Raw genomic sequence first — 21,005 nt, 5'->3', positions numbered from 1 at the left:
GCGGGGTCTGGGCACCCTATTAAGAATGTGACATATTACTGCCGTGCCCAAGAGACATCCCCTGGACGTCGTGATCATCGGCGCCGGCGTCGTCGGAGCAGCCTGCGCCTACTACGCGGCCCGCTCCGGACTGCGCGCGGCCGTCGTCGACCGCGGCCCCGTCGCCGGCGGCACGACCGGTGCGGGGGAAGGCAACCTGCTCGTCTCCGACAAGGAGGCCGGCCCGGAACTCGACCTCGCCCTGCTGTCGGCGGGCCTGTGGCGCGAACTCGCCGAGGTGCTCCCGCGGGAGGTCGAGTACGAGCCCAAGGGCGGCCTCGTCGTCGCCCCCGACGACACCACGCTGGAGGCCCTGCGCGCCTTCGCCAAGGGGCAGCGTGCGGCGGGGGTCGACGTGGTGGAGGCCGGCCCGGACGACCTGCGGGAACTGGAGCCCCACCTGGCCCCGGGCCAGGCGGGCGGCTTCCACTACCCGCAGGACGCCCAGGTCCAGCCCGCCCAGGCCGCGGCCCGACTGCTCGCGGCCTCGGGGGCCGAGGTGTACCTCGTCGAGGAGGTCACCGCGCTCCTCCGCTCGGCCGACGGCGCGGTCCGCGGTGTGCGTACGCGGGCCCGCGAACTGACCGCCCCGGCGGTGGTGAACGCCACCGGCACCTGGGGCGGCCGGATCGCCGAACTCGCCGGCGTCACCCTGCCGGTCCTCCCGCGCCGCGGCTTCGTCCTGGTCACCGAGCCGCTGCCACGGGTCGTCCGGCACAAGGTCTACGCCGCCGACTACATCGCCGACGTCGCCAGCGGCTCCGCGGCCCTCCAGTCCTCGGCCGTGGTCGAGGGCACCCCGGCGGGCCCGGTGCTGATCGGGGCGACCCGGGAGCGGGTGGGCTTCGACCGCTCCCTGTCGACCGAGGCCCTGCGCCGTCTCGCCGCCCAGGCGGCCGCGCTCTTCCCGGTCCTGGCCGACGTACGGATCCTGCGCACCTACCACGGCTTCCGGCCCTACCTCCCGGACCACCTCCCGGCGATCGGCCCGGACCCGCGGGTCCCCGGACTGCTCCACGCCTGCGGTCACGAGGGCGCGGGCATCGGCCTGGCCCCGGCCACGGGCGCCCTGATCACCGCCGCCCTGACGGGCACCCACCCGCCCCTGGACCCGGCCCCGTTCCGCCCGGACCGCTTCCCGCCACCACCCCACCCGTGACCCCACCGCCACCTCCCGCCCCCGGGGGGCGCGCCGGACCGGCCGGGGGTGTGCGGGGCGGGCACATCCCCGGCCCGCCCGACCGCCCGCGCGATCCCGAACGACCCACCCCCGAGGGAGAACCCCGATGAGCCACCCCACCCGCTCCCCGCGGCCCCCGCGAAGGTCGCCCCGCGGACTCGTCGGCGGGTCCCCCGAGGCCACGTACGTGCTCCGCTTCGACGGCCGCGACCTCACGGCCCAGGCGGGCCAGTCCATCGCCGCCGTCCTGTGGGCCGCCGGCATCCTCGCCTGGCGGACGACGCGTCACGGCGGCGCCCCCCGCGGGGCGTTCTGCGGCATCGGCAGCTGCTACGACTGCCTGGTCACCGTCAACGGCCGCCCGAACCAGCGCGCCTGCCTCGTCCCCGCCCGCCCCGGGGACGTCGTCACCACCCAGGAAGGGACCGGCCGTGCCGACCTCGCCGTCTGACAGCCCGGCCACCGCCGCCCAGGCCGCTCCCGTCGACCTCGCCGTGGTCGGCGCCGGCCCGGCCGGCCTCGCCGCAGCGGTCACGGCCGCCGGCTTCGGCCTGCGCGTCACCCTGCTGGACGCGGGGGAGCGCACCGGCGGCCAGTTCTACCGCCACCCCGCCCCCGACCTCGGCGCCGCCCGCCCCGAGGCCCTCCACCACGGCTGGGCCGCGTTCGCCGCCCGCCATGCCGCCCTGCGCGCCCACGCGGCGGCCGGCCGCATCACACACCTGCCCGCCCACCACGTCTGGACCGTGGTCCCGCAGGCCGCCGCCCCCGCCGCGCCCCCCACATGGCTCCTGCACGCCGTCGCCGGCCCCGACGAGGTTCCCGCCACCGTCCGCGCCCGCGCCGTCCTGCTGGCCACGGGGGCGTACGAGCGTCAGCTCCCCTTCCCCGGCTGGACCCTGCCCGGGGTCGTCGGCGCCGGCGGGGCCCAGGCCATGCTGAAGTCCGGGCTGGTGCTGCCGGGCCGGCGGGTCGTCGTCGCCGGGAGCGGCCCGCTGCTGCTCGCGGTGGCCGGCTCGCTCGCCGCCGCCGGGGCCCGGGTTCCGGCGGTGGTCGAGGCCGCCGCCTACACCGCGTACGCCGCCCACCTCCCGGCCCTGCTGCGCAACCCCGGCAAGCTCGCCGAGGGCGCCACGTACGGCAGCGCCCTGCTCCACCGGCACATCCGGCTGCTGACCCGGCACGCCGTGACCGAGGCCCACGGCACCGATCGGGTCGAGGCCGTCACCGTGGCCCGCCTGGACCGGGACTGGCGGCCCCTGCCCGGCACCGCCCGCCGGATCCCCTGTGACGCGGTCGCGGTGGGCCACGGGCTGGTGCCCCAGCTGGAGTTGGCCACCGCCCTCGGCTGCGCCACGCGCAGCTCGGCCGACGGCACGGTCGCCCTGGAGCTCGACGCGCTGCAGCGCACCTCCGTCCCCGGCATCTGGTCCGCCGGCGAGACCGGCGGTGTCGGTGGCGCCCAACTCGCCCTGGTCGAGGGGGAGATCGCCGCCCACGCGATCGCCGGCCGGCCGGTGTCCGCCGCACTGGCCCGCCGCCGCGCCCGGTTGCGCGCCTTCGCCGATGCGATGGGCCGGGCCCACCGCCCGGGCACCGGCTGGACCGGCTGGCTGCGCGAGGACACCGACGTCTGCCGGTGCGAGGAGGTGCCGGCCGGCCGGATCCGGGAGGCGGTCGCCGACCTCGGAGCCCGGGACGCCCGTACCGTCAAGCTGCTCACCCGGGCCGGGATGGGCTGGTGCCAGGGCCGGATGTGCGGTCCGGCGGTCGCCGCCCTGGCCGGAGCGGCCGGAGCGGCCGGAGCGGCCGGAGCGTCCGGGGCGGCCGGAGCGGTCGGGGCGCCCGGGGCGGTCGGGGCGCCCGGAGCGGCCGCGCACGCGCCGTGCGCCGGCGGCGAGCCGGAGCCGGACCGGCGCCCGCTGTCCTGCCCTGTGCCCCTGCGCCACCTCGCGGAACTCCCGCCCGCCGAACTCCCGCCCGCCGACGGCTGATCCGCGGCCGTCCGAGGGCGACCCACGTGCGCGGACCCTTGTGGCCGCATCACACCCACTAGTAAAATGTCACACACCACACTAGGGAGCTTTCACCATGACCGACGCGCAGACCCCCGCGCCCAGCCCGTCCCTCCCCGACACCCGCACCCGCCCCTGGCACGGCATCATGGTCGCCACCGCACTGCCGCTGCGCGAGGACCTCACCGTCGACCACGACGCCTACGCCGAACACGTCGCCTGGCTCATCGCCAACGGCTGCGACGGCGTGGTCCCCAACGGCTCCCTCGGCGAGTACCAGACCCTCACCGACGAGGAGCGGGCCCGGGTCGTGCGCACCGCCGTCGAGGCGGCCGGCGACGGCGCCCGCGTCATGCCCGGGGTCGCCGCCTACGGCAGCGCCGAGGCCCGTCGCTGGGCCGACCAGGCCGCCGAGGCCGGCGCCGGCTCCGTCCTCCTCCTGCCGCCCAACGCCTTCAGGGCCGACGAGGCGGCCGTACGCGCCCACTACGCGGAGGTCGCCGAGGCCGGCCTGCCCGTCGTCGCGTACAACAACCCGATCGACACCAAGGTCGATCTGACCCCGGCCCTCCTCGCCCGGCTGCACGCGGACGGCAGCATCGTCGCCGTCAAGGAGTTCAGCGGCGACGTCCGCCGCGCCTACGAGATCGCCGAACTCGCCCCGGGCCTGGACCTGCTCATCGGCGCCGACGACGTCCTGCTCGAACTCGCCCTCGCCGGCGCCGTCGGCTGGATCGCCGGCTACCCCAACGCCCTGCCGCGCTCCTGCGCCACCCTGTACCGGGCCGCCGTCTCCGGCGACCTGGCCACCGCCCTGCCGCTGTACAAGTCCCTGCACCCGCTGCTGCGCTGGGACTCCAAGACCGAGTTCGTCCAGGCCATCAAGCTCTCCATGGACCTGGCCGGACGCCCCGGCGGCCCCACCCGCCCGCCCCGCCTCCCGCTCGCCGGCGAGACCGAGGCGGCCGTCCGCGCCGCCACCGAGAAGGCCCTCGCCGAGGGACACAACTAGCCGACCGGGGGGACCCCATGCGCACGCGCCACATCTACCACGCGGTGGACTCGCACACCGAGGGCATGCCGACCCGGGTCATCACCGGGGGCGTCGGGGTGATCCCCGGCGCCACCATGGCCGAGAAGCGGCTCCACTTCATCGAGCACCTGGACCACGTCCGCACCCTGCTCATGTACGAGCCGCGCGGGCACGCCGCGATGAGCGGCGCGATCCTGCAGCCCCCCACCCGCCCCGACGCCGACTTCGGCGTGCTGTACATCGAGGTGTCGGGCCTGCTGCCGATGTGCGGGCACGGCACCATCGGGGTCGCCACCGTCCTCGTCGAGACGGGCATGGTGCCGGCCGTCGAACCGGTCACCACCGTCCGCCTCGACACCCCGGCGGGGCTGGTCGGCATCGACGTCCGCGTCGAGGACGGGGCGGCCACCGCCGTCACCCTCACCAACGTCCCCTCCTTCTGCGTCGGACTGGACCTCAAGGCGGAGGTCCCCGGAATCGGCACGGTCACCTACGACCTCGCCTACGGCGGCAACTTCTACGCCTTCGTCGAACTCGACGCCCTCGAGCTCCCCTTCGACCGGGCCCGCAAGGACGACCTGCTCGCCGCCGGGCTCGCCGTCATGGACGCGATCAACGCCTCCGCCGACCGGCCCGTCCACCCCGAGGACCCGTCCATCGCCGGGGTCAAGCACGTCTACCTCGCCGCCCCCGGCTCCGACGCCCACCGCTCCCGGCACGCCATGGCCATCCACCCGGGCTGGTTCGACCGCTCGCCCTGCGGTACGGGCACCAGCGCGCGCATGGCCCAGCTGCACGCCCGCGGCCTCCTCGGCCTCGACACGGACTTCGTCAACGAGTCCTTCATCGGAACCGAGTTCACCGGCCGGCTCGTCGGCCGGACCACCGTCGGCGGATACGAGGCGGTCGTCCCCACCGTCACCGGGCGGGCCTGGATCACGGGCACCGCCCAGTACTTCCTCGACCCGACCGACCCCTTCCCCGGAGGGTTCCTCCTTTGACTGCCGCATCCCCCGCCCCCCGCAGCCCGGTGACCGTCCGCACGGTCGACTACCACACCGCCGCCGAGCCGTTCCGGATCGTCGACACCACCGCTCCGGGGTTCCCGCCCGTGCCCGGGGACACCGTCGCCGAACGCTGCGCCACCGCCATCGGCTCCGGCGGCTCCGGGACGGCCCCGCGCCCGGGCGGGCTGGACGACGTACGGCGCCTGCTCGTGCAGGAGCCGCGCGGGCACGCCGGGATGTACGGCGGGTTCGTCGTGCCCCCGGACGACGACGGGGCCCACTTCGGGGTGCTGTTCTGGCACAAGGACGGCTACTCCACCGCCTGCGGCCACGGCACCATGGCACTCGGAGCCTGGGCCGTGGACAGCGGCCGGGTCCCCGCCCCGGAGCGGGGCGACGTCGAGGTGCGGATCGACGTCCCGTCGGGGCGGGTCACCGCCACCGTGCACCGGGACGGGGGCCGCACCACCGGGGTCACCTTCCGCAACGTCCCCGCCCGGGTCACCGCCCGCAAGGTGCCCGTCGCCACCACCCTCGGCCTCGCCGAGGTGGACCTCGCGCACGCCGGCGCCTGCTACGCCTCCGTCCGCGCCCGCGACCTCGGCCTGGACGTCACCCGGGCCGCCCTGCCCGACCTGGTGCGCGCCGGCCGCGAGATCCGGGCCGCCCTCGCCACCCACCCCGGGACCTGGCACCCGGGCGGCCCGTTCCTCTCCGGTGTCTACGGGGTGATCCTCCACGAGGAGCTGCCCGACACCCCGTTCGGCCCGCACCAGCGCAACGCCACCGTCTTCGCCGACGGGCAGGTCGACCGCTCGCCCTGCGGCTCCGGCACCTCGGCGCGGCTCGCCCTGCTGGCGGAGGACGGGCGGCTCGGGCCCGGCGAGGACCTGCTCCACGAGTCGGTGGTCGGCACGGTGTTCACGGGCCGGGTGGTCCCGGACGCGGGCCCGGCCGGTGCGGGGGACGGCCTGGTCACGGAGGTCACCGGCACCGCGTACCGCACCGGCGAGCACGCCTTCGTCCTCGACCCGCACGACGCCCTCGGCCCGGGATTCCTCCTGTGATCCGCCAGATCGGGGCCCCCGAGATCGCCGGGCTGCTCACCCCGGCCGCGGCCGCCGACGCCCTGGCCGAGACCCTGCGCCGCGGGCTGGACCCGGAGCTCTGCCCGCAGCGCAGCGCGCTACCGGTGCCGGGCGGGGAACTGCTGCTGATGCCGGCCGCGGCGGGGGCGTACGCCGGGGTGAAGGTGGCCGGGGTGGCGCCCGGCAACCCGGCGCTCGGCCTGCCCCGCATCACCGGCTCGTACCTGCTGCTGGACGGCGCCACCCTGCGCCCCCTCGCCCTCCTCGACGGCGCCGCCCTGACGGCGCTGCGCACCCCTGCGGTCTCGGCGCTGGCGCTGCGGTACCTGGCCCCGCAGGGGCGGCCGCTGCGGCTGGTGCTCTTCGGCAGCGGACCGCAGGCGTACGGGCACCTGGAGGCGGTCGCCGCGGTACGGGAGCTGGCGGGGGTGGTGGTCGTCGCCCGCGACCCGGTCGGGGCCCGGAAGCTGGCCGCGCACGCGCAGGCCCTGGGCGTCCCGGCGCGGACGGGGACGGCGGCGGACGTGGCCGAGGCCGACCTGGTGGTCTGCTGCACCTCGGCCCGCACCCCGCTCTTCGACGGGCGGCTGGTGGCCCCGGACGCGGTGGTGGTGGCGGTCGGCTCGCACGAGCCGGACGTCCGCGAGACGGACACGGCGCTGGTGCGGCGGTCGGCCGTGTACGTCGAGGCGCGGGCGGCGGCCCTGCGCGAGGCGGGGGACCTGCTGGTGCCGGAGGCGGAGGGGGCCATCGGCCCCGGTCATATCAACGGCACCCTGGCCGACCTGGTCGCGGGCCGGATACCGCCCGGCGGACGGCCGGGTTGTCCACAGCTCTTCAAGAGCGTGGGCATGGCCTGGGAGGATCTTGCCGTGGCGGTGGCGCTGTACGTCGCCGCCGGGGAGAACAGCGAAACGTGACATTGTACGCTGTTCCCCTGCACGTCGGTCGTGTGCGGTGCCTCGGAGGAATAGCAATGGGTGACCTGAAGCAGCACAGTCTCATCAAGGCCCAGGAACGGCTCCGCGACCAGGTCGGCCATGCCCTCCGAGCAGCCCTGATAGCGGGCGAACTCCGCCCCGGCAGCGTCTACTCGGCCCCCGGCCTGGCCGCCGAGCTCGGCGTCTCGGCCACCCCCGTCCGCGAGGCCATGCTCGACCTGGCCCGCGAGGGCCTCGTCGAACCCGTCCGCAACAAGGGCTTCCGCATCACCGAGGTCAGCGAGCGCGACCTGGACCAGTACACCGAACTGCGCACGATGATCGAGGTCCCGACCGTCGGCAGGGTCACCCGGATGGCGACGAAGGAGCAGCTGGAAGAGCTCCGCCCCATCGCGGAGGAGATCGTCACCAGCGCCCGCGAGCACAACCTCATCGGCTACCTGGAGGCCGACCGCCGCTTCCACCTCACCCTGCTGGGCCTCGCCGGCAACGAACGCCTGGTCGAAACGGTGGGCGACCTCCGCAAGCGCTCCCGCCTCTACGGCCTGACGGGCCTGGACGAGGCGGGCAAGCTGGTCTCCTCCGCCGAGGAGCACCTCGAACTCCTGGACCTGATGCTGGCGGGAGACGCGGAGGGGGCCGAGGCCTGCATGGCGCGCCACCTCGGCCACGTCCGCTCCCTGTGGGCCGAAGCCCGCGACGAACCGGTGGGCCGCCCCACCTCCCCGGGCCTCGGCTCGACGCTCTGACACCCGGGGCCGGACCGGCCGTCCTACGGGCGTCGCCTGAGTTCGGGGTGATGCCGCAGGATCAGCACGTTCATGTCCGTGACGCGCGACCTGTCCCGGGAGACCTGGGCGTCGAAGCGGTCGACGACATGCCGGGCGCATTCGGCACAGGAGTCCGGCGGGACGGGCCAGCGCGGGAACAGGTCCGTCGCCGTCACCGGGCTGCCGCCGCAGCGGGGGCACTTGCACGGGGGGTAGCGCCCGGGGTCGGAGAGGATGTCGAACCGGTCCCCTTCCAGGACTCGCGTGCTCGGCAACCACGTCCGGCCCGAGTCCCGAGAGACCCGCATGCTCATGAGGACACGGGGTTCGCAGCCCAGGGCCGTCCGCTCTGTATCAGGAGTGCCCGCCAAGTCGTTCAAGGCGGTTGTCCTCGGTCGCTTCGCCATGTGCAGAAGGGTTGCGGTCAGAGCCCGGGGCCGGAAAGGTCCAGCGGATTACCCAACTTGGGTAACATCACGCTCGGTTGAGACCTTGAAGCGGTCCGTAGTCCTCCCCCGGAGCGTGCCCGATGCCCGAGCCACGTCGCACGAAGGAACTACCGGCGAGTCTGCTCACCGATCCCGAGATGATCGGTGCATGCCGCGTGCGTGACTTCGCGAAGGTCTTCCGCCTGGTCAAGGCCCGGGCGGGTATCTACCCGTCGATGATCGCGCGGCAATGCGAGCTGACACCGAGCCGAGTGGGCGAGGTCATCGCGGGCCGGCGGCAGCTTCTCCACATGGACGTGATCGAGCGGATCGCCGACGGCTTGCGCATCCCGGGACACATGCTCGGGCTTGCCCGACGGGAGTGGGAGACGCCCGCCGCGCTTGCCGTGGCCGAGCGGGAACCGGCGGAATCCGTTTACCCACCTGGCGAGTCCAGGCCGCTTGCTGCGTTACCCGGGGTGGGGGTGGACAGCATCCTCGCTCTGGCTGCTGGGACCAATCCGAGCCCGTCCACGCTCCAGGCGCTCCGGTCCTCGATCGAAGACTACTGGCGACGCGACGACGAGCACGGAGGCGAGACCCTGCGTCCCGCAGTCGTCGGCCAGTTGCGATACGTCGAGGGGCTGCTGAAGGACCAGCGGCCGACGCCGATACAGCAGGGCCTGTACGGCATCGCTGCAGAACTGGCACGGCTCACCGGATGGACGTACTTCGACGCCCGCCAGTACCACCAGGCGCGTGCCTACTTCTCGGAGGCCCTGCAACTGGCCCGGGAAATCGACGACCACCCGTTCATGGCCAACGTCCTCGCCTGCATGAGCTTGCAAGCGACCTACCAGGAGAAGCCGGCGGATGCCCTGGCGTTGGTGTCCGCCGCTCGGGACCAGGCCCGTGCCGCGAGCGGGACGACAGCGAGGGTGCGGTCCATGCTGGCGATGCGGGAAGCGTTCGCCCACGCCGCCTTGGGCGACAAGAGAGCGACGCACGCGGCGATCTCCGAAGCGCACAGCCAGTTCGAGCGCATCCGACCCGGAGACCCCGACCCGGCATGGGTGACGTATTTCGATGAGCCGAAGCTCATCGTGGACACCGGCATCGCGCATGGCCGTCTTGGTGAGGCCGCCATCGTAGAACCGCTGATCGCGGATGCGCTGGAGCGGGAGGATCAGGCGCATCAGCGGGGCCGCGCCTTCCACGCCTTCTGGCTCGCCCGTACGCAGCTCCAGCGGGGCAAGGTGGACCAGGCGTGCCACACGGCGACGGAGGCGCTGGTGCCCGCTGCCGCGGTGACCTCGGAGCGGGTGGCCGGGCACCTTCGCGAGTTCTACGAGCAGCTTGCGCCGCATCGCGAGGTGCCGACCGCGGTTGCCTTCGAGGCCCGTCTACGCGAGGTGCTACCGGTTCCCGGTCAGTGGAGCCCCTCGTCCATCAGGACGTAGAGCAGGCCGACGAGGGCGCCACTGCTGACGATCTCGCGGCGGTCGATCATGCCGCGGATGTTCGCCAGCGGGATCCACTCGATCCGGTCCGACTCGTTCTTCTCGGTCGGCGGCCCCTCGTACGTCGCACCGTCGGCGCGGAACAGGTGGTGCTGGGAGTCCGTGATGCCGTTCGCCGGTTCGGCGTAGACGAGCGGTTTCATCGGACCCGGCCGCCAGCCGGTCTCTTCGAGCACCTCGCGGGCGGCAGCCTCGCCGGGAGTCTCGTCCGCTTCGACCAGGCCCATCGGGAGCTCCCAGGCCCAAGCGTCCGTGATGAAGCGGTGGCGCCACATCATCAGAACCTCTTGGCGGTCGTTGATCACGGCGGCCACGGCCAGGTGGCGGAGTTTGACGACGTGGTGTTCCCAGCGGTGGCCGTCCGGCGTCTCGACGTCGGTGAGCCACAGGTCCACCCACTTGTTCTCGTAGATCGGACGTTCCCCGTGGATCTTCCACTGCATTGCTGCGGCCCCTCTCGATCGGCCTCCAGCATCGCAGAGTTGGGCTCGGGGCGCGGGTGAGGGAGTAGACAGGAGTGTGCCCAAGGATGGTGTCCCGCCGATCGAGGCTGAGGCCACCGCCCACATCGGCGCGTAGCCCGGCGAACACGCCGAGACCCGTACGACCTGGCACAACGATCACCGTGACAGGGTGCTGACCACGCAGGCCGGGGACTTGGACTGGGCCATCCCTAAGGTCCGCACCGGCAGCTTTTTCCCCGGCGTGCTGGAACGCCGCTGCCGTGTCGACCAGGTCCTCTACGCCGTCATCGTTGACGCATACGTCCACGAAGTGTCCACCCGCAGCGTGGACGACCGGGTCAGGGTCCTGGGCGCAGACACCGGCATCTCCAAGAGCGAGGTCCCCCGGCTCTGCGCCGGACTGGGCACCGATCTCAGCGCCTTCCGCACCCGCTCGCTGGACCACACCCGCTTTTTCTGACTTCATTCTCGATTGAACAGCTCGGCGATCAATTTCTGTGCCTCCTGGGTGAGTACACCACGGTGCTTGGCACTCATGTTGACGAGCGACCAGGCTGCGTCGATGCGGATGGATTCATCGACGCTTGCGTCACTGAGAGCGGCCAGCATGATTGTTGCGGCCTCTTTCTCATGGCCCAGGCCGTAACGAACCAGGGTGATCGCAGCCTGAGTGCGGACTCCCGGTTCCACACGCTTGTCGCCGAGAGTGGCCAGCAACGCTGCCGCGGCTTCTTCTTGATAGCCCAGGTTGTACCCCACCAGGATGGTCGCGGCCTGGGCCTGGGCTCCTGGTTCCGCGCTCATGTCTTGGAGGATCTCTCGAAGTACATTCACGGCCAGATCGCTTCGCCGCCCCCCGTAGACGAGCGATGCTGCCGCACTGACCCGGACGGCAGCGCCTGCATGCTGATCAGCCGCGAAACCGATGACCGCTTGCTCACTTTCCTCCTGGAACCCGGGTCCCAGTGCGCTGAGGGCCCGCGCAGCGTCGAGACGTATGTCCGCCCCAAGGCCCTGATCGGCCAGCATTCCGTGCAGTGCGCCGGCGCACTCGTCCACGAACGCTGTGCCGAGCATTCCCACCATGTACGCCGCGGGAATCCGGACGTCCGAGCTGACGGTCTCGTCGACCACCACATCCCTCAGCGCGGCGGCGACCCGGTCCTGGGCCTCCGAATCGAGTTCGGCGAGTGTGGCCGTCGCGGTGAACAGGACTGCTCCGGTCCGCCAGTCGGCGATCACCGACAGGAGGGCCGCGACACCGTCCTTGTGGTGTTCTGGGCCGAGGTCGGCCAGGCTCCATGCCGCCTGCACCCTGGTCCTTGGATCGGTGGCACGGTCCTCTGCCAGAGCCTTCAAGACTCCGCTGGCCTCTCCCTGGAACGTCGGGCTGAGGTCACCCAGTAGACGTGCCGCTCGCATGCGGAGTGCCGCCTCCGCACCGCCCTTGGTAGCGATCTCCCGCAGAACCGCGATTCCCTGTTCACGATGGCCAGGATCGGCCTGGGCAAGTACTTCTGCGATTCCCACACGAAGAGACGGGGGCGTGTCCTCGGCCGCTGTTGCCTGGGCCAGGACTGTGACGACGCCGGGGCGATCCAGCAAGCCGGCAGCTGCCTGGAGTGCGCGTGAGAGCGTGCTCTCTCGCGCTTGCGACCAACCGAGCCATGCGCGCAATGAAGCGCAGAACTTTTCCAAGGCCTGGTCGGGGTTTTCCGGATCGGCGCCATGTGCGAGGAGCTCGCCAGCGAGCAGGCTGTGGTACGTACGGTGACGGCGTTGCAGCCAGGGCACCAGGCCGTTGTCGCCGTGGAGACGGGTGTGTGCTGTCAGCACCGTGTGAGCGAGCTGGGCGAGAGGGTCGGAGCTGGCACTGTCCACGTAGCCCTTCCAATCCTCGTGGTCCGGGTCGAAGGTGGGAGGCAGCTCGTTGGCATAGACCTCGGCAGCCAGGTGTTCGGCGAACGACTGGTGGATGAACCTCAGATCTTTGCCGTCTCGGACCAGTACACCGGTATGCGTGATGGCGTCGATGAGAATGTTGTCCCAGTACTGGGCCTGGGGGAGGGGCCTGGGCATCCTGTCCTCTTGGCTGGCCTGGTCTCGGATCCACTCACGTGCAGCCTCGAGCAATGGTTCGTTCTTCAGAGAGGTCACTGCCAGGTGGGAGACGAGTGACGCCCGTCGACCCTTCAGCCAGTCGATGAATGCGTGGCCCCCGGCAGCGGCCGACAAACGTGCTCCCAGGTCCTCCCACTGCTCGGTGGCGACCCGACCACGGCCCTCCCGCAGGTATGCGAGAAATTCCTCGTAGAGCAGGAAACGACTGCGTGGCAGTGGCTGATCAGGGTGGGCCTCGAAAAGCACAGCCGCCACTGTGGCGAGCAGCGGCACACGGATCACCATGCCGAGGCGGGCCCGCTGCACCTCGACAAGGAAGAGCTCAGCCCGCTGATCTCCGGCGGACCGGTCGTGCCGCGTGAACCAGCTGTGCGCGAAGGTACGCAGCATGTGGGCATCGAATTCCTGAAGGCCGAAGCGTACGAAACCTGCGCTGCGCAGGATCTGGTCGTCCGCCGCGCTCAGGGGGCGGGACGTGACCACCAGACGGTGAGGGAACTCGGTGCTGCCGGCCCAATCGGCAAGATGATTCAAAAGATCATGATGGGTCGACGGGTCGCTTATCTCGTCCAAGGCGTCCACCACGATCAGCCACGGGAATCCACGTAGCGTCAGCACTTCGGGCGGCAACGGGTCCTTGAGTGACAGGCTCTGCTCAGCGACGGCTGCGTCCGCGAGCGCCTGGGGCCAGCGTCGGCCCCCGCACTCAGCCAGGGCGCGAGCCGTCACCCACAACGGGGCCATGGATTCGCTCGAACCCGAGCGGGCGCACGACCAGTCACCTGGGACGGGTCGCCGTGCCCACGCGTCGGCGAGGTCTGCTGCCAGCCTTCGGGTTTCGGTCGACTTGCCCTGGCCGGCCGGCCCGGTGACCAGAACGAGTGGGTGCTTCGTCACCACCTCTTGAAGGTCGTACAGCACTTCTTCAACCGGCAGCGGCTCCTGCTGGGCCTCGGGCTCTTCCTCCTCACCGTCCCGGGCCTGCCCCTCTTTGTCTTGCTCGAGCGGCCGGCTCAGATGCTGGCGAACGAAGACCCTGGTCAAGTCCACCGGCCTGTCTGTGTGGATCACGTAGGGTGTACGTCTGGCCGCCGTCCGCTCGGCTTCCATCAGATCGAAGAAGCCGGCAGGGAGCAGCAACCGCTGCCAGAGCCCGGCTATCTTCGCGTGCCTGCGGTTCGCGGTCGCCAGCTCGGGCGCGTAGTCAGCGACGGCGCGGGCCGGTGTGAGCAGTCCGCCAAGAGCCATCCCTGTGTGCTTGGTTGCCTTGACCAGTCCACAGACTCGGCCCTCGGCTGTGTCCAGTACCGGGCTGCCGCTGATGCCTGGTATCACCTGGTCGGATACCACGCGGATGAACAGACCTTCCGGGGCGGCGATGTCCAGCTTCAGACCTGCGCGTTGCCCGTTTCCTTCTGGTGTGAAGCCCCGGGCGAAGACAGTCGTGTCGGAGGGTGGGACCTGCTCGTGCAGCCATACGCAAGGGTGATCGGGCGGCGCAGGAACGTCCAGGATCCCGAGGTCGGGGAATGCGTAGAAATTGCCTGACTCCGCAGGGATGAGCCTCAGTACGGAACTCTGAAGCTCGACGCCCTCCCAGACCACCATCGCTCCGGGACCTGCGTCCCGGAGCACGTGCGCGCAGGTGAGCACCGTTTCCGGCAGCACCCAGAACCCGCTTCCTGCGAAGGTGGATGTGCCTGCGGGGCCGGGGCGGTGGATCTGAACCGTGCAGCTCTCCAGCAGCGCTTCCAAGGCGGGCGACAGAACGGTGCCGGGCATCAGTGCCTGTGCTCCTCAGACTCCACGACGCCGCCGTCCATCGCTTCGAGGCTTTCACGGCTCCACGTCATCCGGACAGCGATGGACGCCTCGCCGCTGGCCTTGGCCAGGATGGCGACGAGCTCACCCGCCTCCATCCCGAGTTTCATCCCGAACTCCATCTCGAACACGTCTGGTGGACGAGGTAGTTGATTCTTCACCGTCTCCACTGCCCAGCACCCCATGTGCCAAAGCGCGTCCCGAGCCTGGTCCAGGCGGAGAGTCCTCCCCACGCCGACGTCCTGTGTACCCACGCGAGTCACTTCGGCGTGGAGAACCGAACCGTCCGGCATCTTGATCGGAATGACTTCGGTGAAATTCGCCTCCAGCATGGCGCGAACTCCTTCCGGCCGGAGGGGGCACGACCGCAGGGCTCACGACCAGCTTGGCAGAAGCCCTTACGTCCCGCCTGCCCAAGCTCGCCCTCCGGTGGACACCGGTGACCGGGCAAGGGCCCCTTCCTCGAGGACGGCCCTGTATTTTGCGCCTTGATCCCGCTACGCCGCATGGCGGGCGCGACCGTGCTCGCAAGGCGCGTAGGCCGTCCGCGTCGGGTGGGCAGGCCGACTCCGCGGCAACGGCCCGGATTTGGACACGGCTGGGTAACGGCGGGGCTGATCTCTTGTCAGTGCAATTTCACATTACTATGTTACCGGTCACATCGTAGAGCGCGGCCCTGTACTGGAGTGACCATGACCAAGCGCACCCAACTCGCCCTCGCCACCGCCCTGGTGGCAGCTCTCGCACTCGGCGCCTCGGGCTGCTCCAACCCCAAGAAGGCTTCCAGCGGCGGCGGTTCCGCCAACCCCGCCGCCGCCAACGACGGCAAGGTCCTCGGCGGCACCCCCGTCAAGGGCGGCACCCTCACCGTGCTGTCCAACCAGGACTTCGCCCACCTCGACCCCGCCCGCAACTGGGTCATGCCGACCATGGACTTCGGCACCCGCCTGCTCTACCGCACCCTCGTCACCTTCAAGGCCGAGCCCGGCAAGGCCGGCAGCGAGCTCGTCCCCGACCTCGCCACCGACCTCGGCACCCCCTCCAACGACGGCCGCACCTGGACCTTCACCCTCAAGCTGGGCCTGAAGTACGAGGACGGCACCCCCATCAAGGCCCAGGACATCAAGTACAACGTCGAGCGCTCCTTCGCCCCCGACCTCACCGGCGGCCCCGACTACGCCGCCCAGTACCTCGCCGGCACCGAGGGCTACAAGGGCCCGCTCCAGGGGCAGCACCTCGACTCCGTCAAGACCCCCGACGACCGCACCATCGTCTTCGAACTCAAGCGCCCGGTCGCCGAGTTCTCCGCCACGGCCACCCTCCCCACCTTCGCGCCCGTCCCGCAGTCCCAGGAGAAGGGCACCCAGTACGACGCCCGCCCGTTCTCCTCCGGCCCGTACAAGATCGAGTCGTACGACCGCGACAAGAAGCTCGTCCTCGTCCGCAACGAGCACTGGGACCCCGGGACCGACACCGTCCGCAAGGCCTACCCGGACAAGTTCGTCGTCGTCATGGGCCTCAAGGGCGGCCAGATCGACGACCGCATCATCGCCGGCGAAGGCGCCGACGCCTCCACCGTCCAGTACGCCGACATGCGCCCCGAGAGCGCCCCCAAGGTCCTGCCCAAGCCGGAGGTGAAGGCCCGCCTGCTCGCCGAGTCCCAGGGCTGCACCGAGATGCTCCACCTCAACAACTCCCGCGCCCCCTTCAACGACCCCAAGGTCCGCGAGGCCGTGCAGTACGCCGTCGACAAGGAGGCCGTGGTCACCGCCGGCGGCGGCCCCGCCCTCAACGAGGTCGCCACCGCCTACCTGCCGCCCGCCCTCACCGGCGGCAAGCAGGCCGACACCCTCAAGATCGCCCCGTCCGGCGACCCCGCCAAGGCCAAGGAACTCCTCAAGGCCGCCGGGAAGGACACCCTGAAGGTCTCCCTCGCCGTCTCCACCGGCGACAAGGGCAAGGCGGAGGCCGTCCAGCAGGGCCTCGCCCGCGCCGGCATCGAGGTCGTCGTCGACACCGTCGACCCGGGCGCCTACTACGACGTCATCGGCGACCTGTCGACCACCCCCGACATGACCCTCACCGGCTGGTGCCCCGACTACCCCTCCGGCTCCACCTGGATCCCGTTCGTCTTCGACGGACGCACCATCAAGGAGAAGGGCAACCAGGGCAACTACAGCCAGTTCCGCGACGAGGCCGTGCAGAAGCGGATCGACGAGATCAACGCCATGTCCGACGCCAAGCAGGCCAGCCAGGCCTGGATCGACCTCGACGCCGAGATCATGAAGAAGTCCCCGTCCGTGCCGATCCTGCTGGAGCGCAAGCCCCTGCTCATCGGCCCCAACATCGCCGGCGCCTTCGGCCACCCCGTATGGACCGGCACCATCGACTACGCCACCGTCGGCCTCAAGGACCCCGCCAAGGGCCAGGGCTGAGCGGGGCCCGGCCCCGGCTCCCGGAACCGGCCAGGACCCCACAGCCATGACCGCCACCGCCGCCCCGCAGACCGCGTCCGTGCCGGCCCAGGACCTCCCCCCGGGCAGCAGCCCCTGGCAGCTCGCCCGACGGGAACTCCGCCGCCGCCCCGCCGTCCGCGTCAGCCTCTGCGTCGTCCTCCTCTTCGTCCTGATGGCCGCCACCGCCCCCTGGCTCAGCGCCCTCGGCGGCTGGTCCCCGGAGGAGTTCGACAAGTCCGCCATCGACCCCTACCTCGGCGGCCAGCCGCTCGGCTCCCTCGGCGGGATCAGCCCCGAGCACTGGCTCGGCGTCGAACCCGTCACCGGCCGCGACCTGTTCGCCCGCGTCGTCACCGGCGCCCAGGTCTCCCTGCTCATCGCGTTCGCCGCGACCGCCATCGTCGTCGTCACCGGCACCGCCGCCGGGATCGCCGCCGGCTACTTCGGCGGCCGCACCGACACCGTCCTGTCCCGCCTCATGGACCTGACGATGTCCTTCCCGTCCCTCATCTTCATGATCGCGATGCTGTCCGTGGCCAAGGACGTCAACCGGATCGCCCTCATGACCGCCGTCATCGGCGTCTTCGGCTGGCCCGGCGTCGCCCGCGTCGTCCGCGGCCAGACCCTCTCCCTCAAGCACCGCGAGTACGTCGACGCCGCCCGCGTCGGCGGCTCCGGCTCCTGGCGGATCCTCACCCGCGACATCCTCCCCGGCGTCTCGGGCCCCGTCATCGCCTACACCACCCTGCTCATCCCCGGCATGATCAGCACCGAGGCCGCCCTCAGCTACCTCGGCGTGGGCGTCCGCCCGCCCACCCCGTCCTGGGGCCAGATGATCGCCGAGTCCGTCGCCTTCTACGAGACCGACCCGATGTACTTCATCATCCCGAGCACCTTCCTCTTCCTCGCCGTCCTCGCCTTCACCCTCCTCGGGGACGCCCTGCGCGACATCCTCGACCCGCGGGGAGGCCGCAGGTGATCCTCTACCTCGCGCGCCGGCTGCTCGCCCTCGCGGGCGTGCTCCTCGCCATCGCCGCCGTCACCTTCCTCATCTTCTACGTCCTGCCCTCCGACCCGGCCGCGGCCGCCTGCGGCAAGACCTGCAGCCCCGAGCGCATCGCCGACGTCCGTGCCTACCTGGGCCTCGACCAGCCGCTGTGGCGCCGGTTCGGCGACTTCCTCACCGGCATCTTCACCGGCCGCACCCTCGGCACCGGCCAGTACGCCGTCCGCTGCGACTTCCCCTGCCTGGGCTACTCGTACGAGAACTCCCTGCCCGTCTGGGACCTGCTGATGGACCGGCTGCCGGTCTCCGCCTCCCTCGCCCTCGGCGCCGCCGCGCTGTGGCTCGTCCTCGGCCTCGGCGCCGGCGTCACCGCCGCCCTGCGCAAGGACACCGCCACCGACAAGGCCCTCATGGTCGGAGCCGTCGCCGCCGCCTCCCTCCCCGTCTACTTCACCTCCGTGATGCTGATCTACGGGGTGATCCGCATCGCCGGCCTGCTGCCCTACCCCACCTACCAGGCCCTCACCGACGACCCCCTCGGCTGGGCCGCCAACCTGCTCCTGCCCTGGACCGCCCTCGCCCTGCTGTACGCCGCCATGTACGCCCGCCAGAGCCGCGGCTCCATGATCGAGGCGATGGCCGAGCCGTACATCCGCACCGCCCGGGCCAAGGGCATGCCCGAGCGCACGGTCGTCGTCAAGCACGGCCTGCGCTCCGGGATGACCCCGATCCTGACCATCTTCGGCATGGACCTCGGCGGCCTCCTCGCCGGCGCCGTCATCACCGAGTCCATCTTCGGACTCCCCGGCATCGGGCGGCTGTTCTACGGCGCCCTCGTCAGCTCCGACCAGCCGGTCGTCCTCGGGGTCACCCTGCTGGCCGCCTTCTTCATCGTCGTCGCCAACCTCGTCGTCGACCTCCTGTACGCCGTCGTCGACCCGAGGGTGAGGTACTGATGACCACCCCCGCGGCCCCCGCCGCCCCCACCACCCCGGACGCCCCCGCGACCCCGCTGCTCGACGTCCGCGACCTCAACGTCACGTTCACCACCCCGCGCGGACCCGTGCGCGCCGTGGACTCGCTCGGCTTCACCGTCGAGGCCGGGCGGACCCTCGGCATCGTCGGCGAGTCCGGCTCCGGCAAATCGGTCACCTCGCTCGCCGTCATGGGCCTGCACCGCGGCGCCGAGGTCACCGGCTCCGTCCGGCTCGCCGGACAGGAACTCACCGGGATGACCGAGAAGGAGCTCTCCCGGCTCCGCGGCCGGAAACTGGCCATGATCTTCCAGGACCCGCTGTCCAGCCTCCACCCCTACTACACCGTCGGCGAGCAGATCGCCGAGCACGTCCGCGTCCACTTCGGCGCCGGCCGGGCCGCCGCCCGCAAGCGGGCCGTGGAGATGCTCGGCGAGGTCGGCATCCCCGAGCCCGCCCGCCGCGCCCGCGAGTACCCGCACCAGTTCTCCGGCGGCATGCGCCAGCGCGCGATGATCGCCATGGCCCTGGCCTGCGAGCCGGACCTGCTCATCGCCGACGAGCCCACCACCGCCCTCGACGTGACCGTCCAGGCGCAGATCCTCGAACTCCTCGCCCGCCTCCAGCAGGAACGCGGCCTCGGCATCATCATGATCACCCACGACCTGGGCGTCGTCGCCCGCGTCGCCCACGAGGTGCTCGTCATGTACGGCGGCCGCGCCGCCGAACGGGCCGGCGTCGACGCACTGTTCGCCGACCCCGCCCACCCGTACACCCGGGGCCTGCTCGACTCCATGCCCCGCATCGCCGACGACGCCGACGGGGCCGACGACGAGCCCCTGCGGGCCATCCCCGGCTCCCCGCCCTCCCTCCTCACACCCGCCCCCGGCTGCGCCTTCGCCCCGCGCTGCCCGCAGGCCGCCGCGCCCTGCACCGGCGAGCGCCCCGCCCTGCGCGCGTACGGGAACCGGCCCGGCCGGTCGGTGGCCTGCCACTTCGCCGGATCCCCCACCTCCGAGGAGGCGGCCCGATGACCACCCCCACCCCCACCCCGGCCGAGACCCCCGGAACACTGCAGCCCCCCGCGGACACCGGGGCCGCGGCCCTGCTGTCCGTACGCGACCTCACCATGGCCTTCCCCGGCCGGCGCTCCGCGAGCGGACGCCGCGGCGCGCCCGTCCGCGCCGTCGACGGGGTCTCCTTCGACCTGGCCGCCGGCGAAACCCTCGGCCTGGTCGGCGAGTCGGGCTGCGGCAAGTCCACCACCGGCCGGATGCTGGTCCGGCTGCTGGAGCCCACCTCCGGCACCGTCACCTTCGACGGCCGGGACATCACCCGGCTCCCGCAGCGGGCCCTGCGGCCGCTGCGCCGCCACGTCCAGATGGTCTTCCAGGACCCGCACTCCTCCCTCAACCCCCGCCAGACGGTGGCCCGGATCATCTCCGACCCGCTGCTGGTCCAGGGCTGGACGGCGGCCGACGCCCGCCGACGCGCGGCCGAGCTGATGGACCTGGTCGGGCTGATCCCGGAGCACATCGACCGCTACCCCCACGAGTTCTCCGGCGGCCAGGCCCAGCGCATCGGGATCGCCCGCTCCCTCGCCACCAGCCCCCGCCTCGTCATCGCCGACGAGCCCGTCTCGGCGCTCGACGTCTCCGTCCAGGCCCAGATCGTCAACCTGATGGAGCGGCTGCGTGCGGAACTGGGCCTGGCGTACGTGTTCATCGCGCACGACCTGTCCGTGGTGAAACGGGTCAGCGACCGGGTCGCCGTCATGTACCTGGGCCGGATCGTCGAGATCGGCGCGAAGCGCGCCCTGTACGAGAACCCCCAGCACCCGTACACGCGGGCGCTGCTGTCCGCCGTGCCGCTGCCCGATCCGGCGGCGGAGCGGCGGCGGGAGCGGATCGTGCTGCTCGGCGACCCCCCGAGCCCGGCCGCGCCGCCCCCGGGCTGCACCTTCCACCCGCGCTGCCCGAAGGCGCAGGAGGTGTGCCGCACCGAGCGGCCGCTGCTGCGGATCGCCGCCTCGCGCGAGGTGGCCTGCCACTTCCCGGGGGACTGACGGGGATCCCGGGAAGGCGGGGGGGGGGGGGGGCGGGGCGCGCGCCGGGCGCGGGCGCGGCGGAAGGACGGCCGGAC

18 protein-coding genes and 1 pseudogene are annotated in these 21,005 nt (G+C 72.0%); 15 read left to right on the top strand and 4 right to left on the bottom strand.

The features are described from left to right. Window positions 1-43 precede the first annotated feature (43 nt). The 8 genes from ACFVGY_RS04905 (at window position 44) to ACFVGY_RS04870 (ending at window position 8,052) form a co-directional block, all read left to right on the top strand. A complete protein-coding gene (locus tag ACFVGY_RS04905) occupies window positions 44-1,198 on the top strand; it encodes an NAD(P)/FAD-dependent oxidoreductase (protein ID WP_385671073.1) in 1,155 nt (384 codons plus the stop codon). Window positions 1,199-1,325: 127 nt separating this feature from the next. Then, complete coding sequence (locus ACFVGY_RS04900; protein WP_385671070.1) at window positions 1,326-1,670, top strand: (2Fe-2S)-binding protein; 345 nt, start codon at window positions 1,326-1,328, stop codon at window positions 1,668-1,670. Next, on the top strand, window positions 1,651-3,213 hold the full coding sequence (locus ACFVGY_RS04895; RefSeq protein WP_385671067.1) for an NAD(P)/FAD-dependent oxidoreductase: 1,563 nt from the start codon (window positions 1,651-1,653) through the stop codon (window positions 3,211-3,213). Before ACFVGY_RS04900 ends, ACFVGY_RS04895 begins: the two co-directional genes overlap by 20 nt. 97 nt (window positions 3,214-3,310) lie before the next feature. Then, window positions 3,311-4,246 (top strand): dihydrodipicolinate synthase family protein, encoded by a 936-nt coding sequence (locus tag ACFVGY_RS04890; RefSeq protein ID WP_385671064.1) that lies wholly within the window; start codon window positions 3,311-3,313, stop codon window positions 4,244-4,246. Window positions 4,247-4,263: 17 nt separating this feature from the next. Next, window positions 4,264-5,268, top strand: a complete 1,005-nt coding sequence (locus ACFVGY_RS04885) for a proline racemase family protein (RefSeq protein WP_385671061.1) — start codon at window positions 4,264-4,266, stop codon at window positions 5,266-5,268. Next, window positions 5,265-6,341: a proline racemase family protein gene (locus ACFVGY_RS04880; RefSeq protein ID WP_385671058.1), complete on the top strand. Its 1,077-nt coding sequence runs from the start codon at window positions 5,265-5,267 to the stop codon at window positions 6,339-6,341. Before ACFVGY_RS04885 ends, ACFVGY_RS04880 begins: the two co-directional genes overlap by 4 nt. Then, the gene (locus ACFVGY_RS04875) at window positions 6,338-7,282 is read left to right on the top strand and encodes an ornithine cyclodeaminase family protein (RefSeq protein WP_385671055.1); all 945 of its coding nucleotides are present in this window, start codon (window positions 6,338-6,340) and stop codon (window positions 7,280-7,282) included. Before ACFVGY_RS04880 ends, ACFVGY_RS04875 begins: the two co-directional genes overlap by 4 nt. Window positions 7,283-7,338: 56 nt before the next feature. Then, a complete protein-coding gene (locus ACFVGY_RS04870; protein ID WP_385671052.1) occupies window positions 7,339-8,052 on the top strand; it encodes a GntR family transcriptional regulator in 714 nt (237 codons plus the stop codon). Window positions 8,053-8,075: 23 nt separating this feature from the next. Here the strand turns inward: ACFVGY_RS04870 and ACFVGY_RS04865 are convergent, their stop codons facing one another. Then, complete coding sequence (locus ACFVGY_RS04865; RefSeq protein WP_385671049.1) at window positions 8,076-8,381, bottom strand: hypothetical protein; 306 nt, start codon at window positions 8,379-8,381, stop codon at window positions 8,076-8,078. Window positions 8,382-8,602: 221 nt separating this feature from the next. Here ACFVGY_RS04865 and ACFVGY_RS04860 point away from each other — a divergent pair, with 221 nt between their 5' ends. Further along, complete coding sequence (locus ACFVGY_RS04860) at window positions 8,603-9,961, top strand: hypothetical protein (RefSeq protein ID WP_385671046.1); 1,359 nt, start codon at window positions 8,603-8,605, stop codon at window positions 9,959-9,961. Here the strand turns inward: ACFVGY_RS04860 and ACFVGY_RS04855 are convergent. Then, entirely contained in the window at window positions 9,931-10,464 is a 534-nt protein-coding gene (locus ACFVGY_RS04855; RefSeq protein WP_385671044.1) for an NUDIX hydrolase, read from the bottom strand. The two genes, ACFVGY_RS04860 and ACFVGY_RS04855, sit on opposite strands and share 31 nt — an antisense overlap. 154 nt (window positions 10,465-10,618) lie before the next feature. On the opposite strand from ACFVGY_RS04855, the pseudogene ACFVGY_RS04850 reads away from it, so the two are divergent. Beyond that, window positions 10,619-10,945, top strand: a pseudogene (locus ACFVGY_RS04850) (transposase); the annotation flags it as partial. Window positions 10,946-10,947: 2 nt separating this feature from the next. On the opposite strand, the gene ACFVGY_RS04845 reads toward ACFVGY_RS04850, so the two are convergent. Both ACFVGY_RS04845 and ACFVGY_RS04840 read right to left on the bottom strand, forming a co-directional pair. Beyond that, the gene (locus tag ACFVGY_RS04845; RefSeq protein WP_385671041.1) at window positions 10,948-14,388 is read right to left on the bottom strand and encodes a trypsin-like peptidase domain-containing protein; all 3,441 of its coding nucleotides are present in this window, start codon (window positions 14,386-14,388) and stop codon (window positions 10,948-10,950) included. After that, a complete protein-coding gene (locus tag ACFVGY_RS04840) occupies window positions 14,388-14,759 on the bottom strand; it encodes a CU044_2847 family protein (protein ID WP_385671038.1) in 372 nt (123 codons plus the stop codon). The genes ACFVGY_RS04845 and ACFVGY_RS04840 overlap by 1 nt, the downstream gene beginning before the upstream one ends. A gap of 360 nt (window positions 14,760-15,119) precedes the next feature. Between ACFVGY_RS04840 and ACFVGY_RS04835 the strand changes: the two genes are divergently transcribed. Genes ACFVGY_RS04835 through ACFVGY_RS04815 form a run of 5 tightly spaced genes read left to right on the top strand, consistent with a single transcriptional unit; the run spans window position 15,120 to window position 20,928 of the window. Beyond that, window positions 15,120-16,862, top strand: coding sequence for an ABC transporter substrate-binding protein (locus ACFVGY_RS04835; RefSeq protein ID WP_385671035.1), 1,743 nt, complete (start codon window positions 15,120-15,122; stop codon window positions 16,860-16,862). Window positions 16,863-16,908: 46 nt separating this feature from the next. After that, window positions 16,909-17,862, top strand: a complete 954-nt coding sequence (locus ACFVGY_RS04830; RefSeq protein ID WP_385671032.1) for an ABC transporter permease — start codon at window positions 16,909-16,911, stop codon at window positions 17,860-17,862. Further along, window positions 17,859-18,845, top strand: a complete 987-nt coding sequence (locus ACFVGY_RS04825) for an ABC transporter permease (protein ID WP_385671029.1) — start codon at window positions 17,859-17,861, stop codon at window positions 18,843-18,845. Before ACFVGY_RS04830 ends, ACFVGY_RS04825 begins: the two co-directional genes overlap by 4 nt. After that, on the top strand, window positions 18,845-19,897 hold the full coding sequence (locus tag ACFVGY_RS04820) for an ABC transporter ATP-binding protein (protein ID WP_385671027.1): 1,053 nt from the start codon (window positions 18,845-18,847) through the stop codon (window positions 19,895-19,897). The genes ACFVGY_RS04825 and ACFVGY_RS04820 overlap by 1 nt, the downstream gene beginning before the upstream one ends. Further along, window positions 19,894-20,928, top strand: coding sequence for an ABC transporter ATP-binding protein (locus ACFVGY_RS04815; protein WP_385671024.1), 1,035 nt, complete (start codon window positions 19,894-19,896; stop codon window positions 20,926-20,928). The genes ACFVGY_RS04820 and ACFVGY_RS04815 overlap by 4 nt, the downstream gene beginning before the upstream one ends. Window positions 20,929-21,005 lie beyond the last annotated feature (77 nt).

The organism is Streptomyces sp. NPDC127106 (assembly GCF_042677605.1).
Lineage (GTDB): Bacteria > Actinomycetota > Actinomycetes > Streptomycetales > Streptomycetaceae > Streptomyces.
The sequence above is the reverse complement of the archived record's forward strand: the minus strand, read 5'-3'. Positions and strand labels throughout refer to the sequence as shown.